Raw genomic sequence first — 6,682 nt, forward strand, 5'->3', positions numbered from 1 at the left:
TTATAGACCGGTGAGGTAGAAGACGAATCCGAGTGCCGCAACACCGAATCCTAACCAAGTCACATGGTGCGTTAATAAGAAACGACCACGAGCCAGACTGTTTTCGACCAGCGACGCCAGCACGAAAATCACCAGTAATTTCACTAGCAATAATCCCATCGCTAACAATACGCTGCCAACGGTAAAGGTACTGGCATTGCCGAATGGGAAGAAAATCGACAGGAACAGAACCGCAACGACCACTTGTTTCAGACCAATGCCCAGTTTCACCATCGCGAATCCTGAACCGGAGTATTCGGTTAATGGACCTTCTTGCAGCTCTTGCTCCGCTTCTGCCACGTCGAATGGGATTTTGCCCATCTCAATAAATGTCGCGAATCCGCAAGCGAGTAGCGCTAATAACGTAGCAGTTGGAGACACCCAGCCTTCACTCATCGTGGCGCTGATGGTGCCAATATTGGTGGAACCAGCAATCAGCGCAACAACCAGCAAACCGAGGAATAACGTCGGTTCCACCAGTACGCCAAGTGTCAGCTCACGGCTCGCACCGATACCCGCAAATGGGCTACCGGTATCGAGACCGGAAAGTGAGAAGAAAAAGCGGAATAACGCGAAGATATACAGCACGATAATGATGTCAGCTGCGCCACTAAACAGTGATGTGTTCGTGACCACTGGCAATGCCATCGCTAGCAGCAACATGCTGCTCAGCAGCACATACGGCATGATGCGAAAGATAATGCCTGAATCACGCGGCGCCACAGATTGGCGAGTCATCAATTTGATGATGTCGCGATAATCTTGCCAAATTCCGGGACCTTGGCGAGAGTGCATTTTTGCGCGAATTTGACGAGAGATCCCCGTGAACAGCGGCGTCAGCAGCAGTAAAACCACGGCTTGAACGACGGCGAAGATCCCTGTCATCAATGTGGGTGTTTCTTGAATCGACATGGTTTCTCTCCTTACGCCGCAATCACAACAAGCAGCACGATCAAGGCCGCGACCACATACAGGCAATAGAGCCTGAAGTCCCCGCCTTGTAGGCATTGCATGCGTTTTGCTATTCGGTTAATCACACGAACCAGCGGGTAGATAATTTTTTCATCCCAGAACGGTTCTACCTTCCCTGCCCCCTCTTTCGTCACTTCTAAGGTTTGCGCTAAACGCGCTGAAGGGTCGAGCTGAGTACGCAGGCGATACAGCGGCGCAAACATAGAACGCAGCGGCTGGGTAAAGCCCCCCGCTGATACCGACATCTCTTTTTCCCACGCATAACCACACGCCCATGCGTCCCCTTTACGGCGCGCGTCGAGCTGTTTGCCTTTAAATACCATGTAGATAATCAGTGGAATGATTGGCAGCGCTAGCAACAGGATCAAGGTCATGGCTGGTGAAATCATCGCTTGAGATGCGCTGTTTGGTACCAGCATCGCCCCTTGCGCCACAGTGATATCGGTGGCGTGTGTCAGGGACATTGCCACGTTGGCTAAGACCGGAGCGATATAGGTCGCGCCTACACCTAAAATCACACAGATAGCGGCTAAAATCAGCATCGCGGCGGTCATTGTCCATGGCACTTCGCGAGCATGAGTGGCTTGCTCACTGCGAGCACCACCGCAAAAACTGACGCCGTACACTTTCACAAAACACATTGCCGCCAACGCCCCGGTGATGGCTAACATCACAATGGCGATTGGACCGCTGATGCGCATAATAAAAGTGCCTTCGTGACTCATGGAGAATAGCGATTGGTAGGTGTACCACTCACTGACAAAGCCGTTGAGTGGTGGCAGTGCGGAAATCGCCATACAGCCGATTAAAAACGCGGTTGCGGTCAGTGGCATTAATTTGGCTAAGCCACCCATTTTTTCCATATCGCGGGTATGCACACGGTAGATCACGGCGCCCGCACCAAGGAACAGTAATCCTTTGAAGACGGCGTGGTTAAGCAAGTGGTAAATCGCACCGAGCAAACCAATGGTCGCAAGCACTGGCATATTGTTTGCCATGCCGACCATCGCCACACCAACCCCCATCAAGATAATCCCGATATTTTCGACGGTGTGCCATGCGAGTAAGCGTTTGATGTCGTGCTCAGCCAGTGCGTACATAACCCCAAGAACCGAGGAGACTGCACCGAATGCTAGTACCACAATACCCCACCAGCCTTGAGTGGCACCGAGTAAGTCGATACCTACTTTGATAATCCCGAAGATACCGATTTTTACCATTACACCAGACATTAATGCTGACGCATGAGATGGTGCTGCGGGGTGAGCTTGCGGTAACCAACTGTGAAGTGGGAGCATCCCAGCTTTGGCGCCAAAGCCAAAAAATCCCAATAAAAAAACGATGGATGCCATCGCTGGTGAAAGTGAAAGCTGGCGGAAGGAATCGAAATCTAAGCTGCCACTTTCACGCCACATTAAGAAGAAGGCGATCATAATTAAAATCGAACCGGCGTGGGCAATAAAGAAGTACAGCAGACCCGCGCGGATGGATTTGTCATCTTGGTCGGCAATCACTAAGAACCAGGAAGCCAGTGACATCATTTCAAACAGGATGATGAAGTAAAAGGCGTTGTCCATCACCACCAAGGCCACCATCGAAGCGATAAACAGGTTCAGGAAGAACCCCATGCTCCACGCGCCGCGACCGCAATATTCCTGAACATAGTTTAAGGAATATAAGGCGCTGACGGTCACCAGCAGCGAAATCACCATCACCATAAAGGCGGCGAGGCTATCGAGCCTCACGACAAAATTGGCGAACGGGAATGGACCTTGGGACAGGTAAGTAAGCACTTCCCCGCTCATTAGCACCGGAATTGAGCTGCATAAACCCAGCACGCCGCCGATCATGGCAGCAATTCCCGCGACATAAATGGCGAGCTTTTCTTGGCGTTTAAAGAGCAACGAAACAAAGCCACCTACCGCGTAGAAAATCACCGACCATAAAAGTAACTGAAGAGGTGTCATTATGGGTTCTCCCGATCAGCAACAAAAATGTCGAACTCTGGCGGCATGGCATCGACAGATGCGCTGCGGCGTTTGGCACTTTCGTTTTCGAGTTGGTATTCTTCCACCAGATGGAGGGCATCGGTTGGGCAGACTTTGACACAAGCTGGCCCTTCGTCACTGAAATCACACAGGTCACATTTCACGGCGACATTGCGGATCCCTGCGTTCCACGCCAGGAAAGGGTTCATGGTTGGGAGGCTATCTGGCACATCTAATAGCATCTCTTTTGGGACATATTGTTCAAAGAAATCAGGTGTATCTACTGGTTTGCTGCCTGACGGTGTGATTGCCCCAAATGGGCACACCAAACCACACAGTTTGCAGCCAATGCACAGGCTTTCATTTAGCACAATCATGTCATTTTCGTGGGTGATGGCATTGACCGGACACACACGCGCACACGGGGCATCGTCACATTGACGACAGAGCATCGGTGCGGTTAGCTCGCCAACTTTGACCACCTTTAGTCGCGGATGTGTTTGTAATCCTTGGGCTTTATGCGTTTCTGAGCACGCCGCCATGCAAGTGTTACATCCGATACACAGTTGTGGGTCTGCAATTACAAAGCGATTCATTCGCTTTCCCCTCCAATAAAATCAGTCGGATCTTAAGTTTGTTGCAGACACCTAAGCATTTTTTGTGCCAGAAATAATAGTGTTGTTTATCAGTTAGTTGGCTTTTTACTAGGTAGGAGTTCGACAGTAATGACGAAGGAGGAAAGATTCAACAGGTTCTTATTCAATAAAACAGAGAGGCAAGTATTTAAAGATAAATTTGGGGTTAGCCCGATACAGTGGCGAAAAGTATTTGGGAGCGATTAGATATTTTATAAACCATGAAAGAATTTATTTTTCATATAAAAAATATAATCAAGAAATTATTTTTCATACTTTTTATTAATATTTAAACCTATCAAAAAAACCCATTAAAAAAAGAAATAATATATTTCCATTATCGTTAAAAAATAAAACTGGTAATACCAGAACGGATAAAAAAAATCACTTAATTAAAAAATCACGTAGATAAAACAAATCTTAATTAAGAATTATCTTAATGTAAATCAATGACAAAGAATCATTCTCACTCTTAACATTAGGATTAAAAAACCATTTTAATTCCACTTTCAAAATTAAAAACCATTTATTTTATTAATTTAGATAAAAGGATCACGAGTGTTAATCCTTGAATAAAACACTTGAAAAATAATAACTAGCTTGATTATAGTTCTCGAAATTATAGTTCTAATACAAAATAAGTATTCTTTATACCTATTATAGTTATTCGAATTATAAATTAGACATACAGTTCCAAACGATAACATTGTCATTAACTTTCTCACTTAATCAGTCCAATTTAGATAACTTTATTAAAGGCTAAAAAATTCACCAATTAAATCAATGCTCATTAATTTAATTATAAGAGCTTAAAAATAATTTAAATATTCCCGTAACTGCATCAGTAGCCTAACAGCTCGCTGGGCATCATTACATTGCTAATAACTTGATTTAATTTATAAAAATTAAACGTCAAGGATGGTTTCACATGAAAAATAAAAAGCGTTATTACACAGCGAATTATCTGCTGCTACTTCTAATGGCCTCAACCAGTAATGCCACTACCATTACATATGGTGAAATCAAAGAGTTTGATGATAAAGATAATGTTTTTGATCTTAATGATTTATATATAAGAAACGGAAAAATCATTCTTAAATCTGGAACACTAGAAACCAATAGCACAGTGATCACTGATTTTTTTGGGGAATCCGGGAATGTGACGGTTTCAGGTAGCGATTCTATCTGGAATAACAAAAATACCTTGAATCTTGGTGTTATCAACCTTCATACCCGATACACAAAAACCCCCTCGAAGTCAGGTATTGATATTCTTAATGGCGCTCAAGTTTATACCGATAAATTTTCTATGGGTAATTATCGGGGAGCCAATATGGACGAGGAAGGGCAATATACCTTAAATGTCGATGGCAAAGGTTCTATCTTAAAGGTCAATCAAGATTTAACAGCCTCCTCATTTGACAGTAATCGATTCCCAATCGGCATTGTCACAATCAATATCGATAATGACGGTGTTATTGAAGCTGAAAATGTCGTTATGCATGATATGGACATAAACTATGACGAAGCATCCCTAAAAACGGTTTTAAATATCAAAAATAATGGATTATTAAACGTTAAAGAAGACGTTTACTTTGCCAAAAACTTTGGAAACGCCGATCCTGATACCCCCAGTGAACTGAATATTTTGTCTGGCGGTAAAATTAAAGCGAAAAACTTCCATGCCGGTGTACATAAAGTATGGAGTGATAATTCCCCTGTCTCCTTATTAATTTCAGGTCAAAACTCATCGATTGATGTCGCTGAAAATTTTACGACAGGAGGAAATTTACGAAGCTTATTAACTGTCGAAGATGGTGCTGAAATAAACGCCAAAAATATCATTTTGGGTACGGGAGATTCCGCAACGGTTGACCCTTACGCCATCAACTCGCCGCATCCAACCGTAATCGTGACTGGCGAGCAATCAAAAATCACCGCTCAAAACCACCTTATTCTAGGGAATAACGTCAACCATGAAATCACCATTGCAGACGGTGGCATGGTCTCAGCCAAAGAAATAACCCTTGGTAAAACAAAACTTCTCCCAAGTATTTTAGGAAAAAGTACCCTCAATCTGCTGGCTGGCGGGAATGTCACCACCCACAAAATCAACTTAAACAAAGACAGTAATTACTTTAATGCAGTGATTTATCATGGTGATGGTGGTCTAGCGGGTGAATTAAATACCGAGAGTATAGAAGGCTTTACTGGCAAAAATAACTACCAGTTTGATAGCGATAAACTCCCTATGCAGGCTGGATTAGTGTTCAATTATCAAAATGATAATGATTTTTCTCCTAATTTGATTAACACCATCAATGTGGTGAAAAACAATACCAATACCATCACGTTTGCAGGAGATAACAACCTACACAGTGGGATTGTGGTTATCAACAATGGCGCATTAAAAGCGGGTAATCAAAACGCCTTTGGAAGCCGTGTCGATATTAAAAACTTCAGCCAGTTTGACCTCAATGGATTTGGCCAAACAATTTCATCACTGGATAACCGTGGAGTCGTTAAGCTTTCAAGGGACAACCAAACACAAACGCATTTGAATATTTTTAATGGTTATAAGGCTGATAATGGCTCTCTCTATTTCAATACTGAACTGGGTGGAGATGATTCAAAAACAGATAAATTAATCATTAATGGCGATAGTACCGGCAATACCACGGTTTATGTGAATAATATCCATGGAAAAGGCGCGCAAACGGAAACAGGCATTGAGCTGATTACCGTAGCTGGTCGCTCCCTTGGGGAGTTTAAGCAAAGCGGGCGTATTGTTGCGGGCGCTTATGATTACACGCTACTGCGAGGTGGCTATGTTCCAGGTACGAATTATAAAAACTGGTATTTGACCAGTTTGTATGTGGAGCCGCCGGTAGACCCTGTTGACCCTGTCGACCCTGTTGACCCTGTCGACCCTGTTGACCCTGTCGACCCTGTTGACCCTGTTGACCCTGTCGACCCTGTCGACCCTGTTGACCCTGTTGACCCTGTTGACCCTGTTGACCCTGTTGACCCTGTTGACCCTGTTGACCC

At 44.3% G+C, this 6,682-nt stretch carries 4 protein-coding genes; 1 reads left to right on the forward strand and 3 read right to left on the reverse strand.

Going from position 1 to position 6,682, the window contains the following annotated elements:
* Genes GKR61_RS13095 through GKR61_RS13105 form a run of 3 tightly spaced genes read right to left on the reverse strand, consistent with a single transcriptional unit; the run spans position 1 to position 3,595 of the window.
* Positions 1 to 951: a respiratory chain complex I subunit 1 family protein gene (locus tag GKR61_RS13095; RefSeq protein ID WP_036949172.1), complete on the reverse strand. Its 951-nt coding sequence runs from the start codon at positions 949 to 951 to the stop codon at positions 1 to 3.
* 11 nt (positions 952 to 962) lie between these two features.
* Entirely contained in the window at positions 963 to 2,978 is a 2,016-nt protein-coding gene (gene hyfB / locus GKR61_RS13100) for a hydrogenase 4 subunit B (RefSeq protein ID WP_036949171.1), read from the reverse strand.
* Complete coding sequence (locus GKR61_RS13105; protein WP_154599977.1) at positions 2,978 to 3,595, reverse strand: 4Fe-4S dicluster domain-containing protein; 618 nt, start codon at positions 3,593 to 3,595, stop codon at positions 2,978 to 2,980. Before GKR61_RS13105 ends, hyfB begins: the two co-directional genes overlap by 1 nt.
* 967 nt (positions 3,596 to 4,562) lie before the next feature.
* Between GKR61_RS13105 and GKR61_RS17855 the strand changes: the two genes are divergently transcribed.
* Positions 4,563 to 6,682 (forward strand): autotransporter outer membrane beta-barrel domain-containing protein (locus GKR61_RS17855; RefSeq protein WP_154639832.1); only part of this gene is annotated, 2,120 nt, incomplete at its 3' end.

It is taken from the genome of Providencia sp. wls1916, from assembly GCF_009706585.1.
GTDB lineage: Bacteria > Pseudomonadota > Gammaproteobacteria > Enterobacterales > Enterobacteriaceae > Providencia > Providencia lanzhouensis.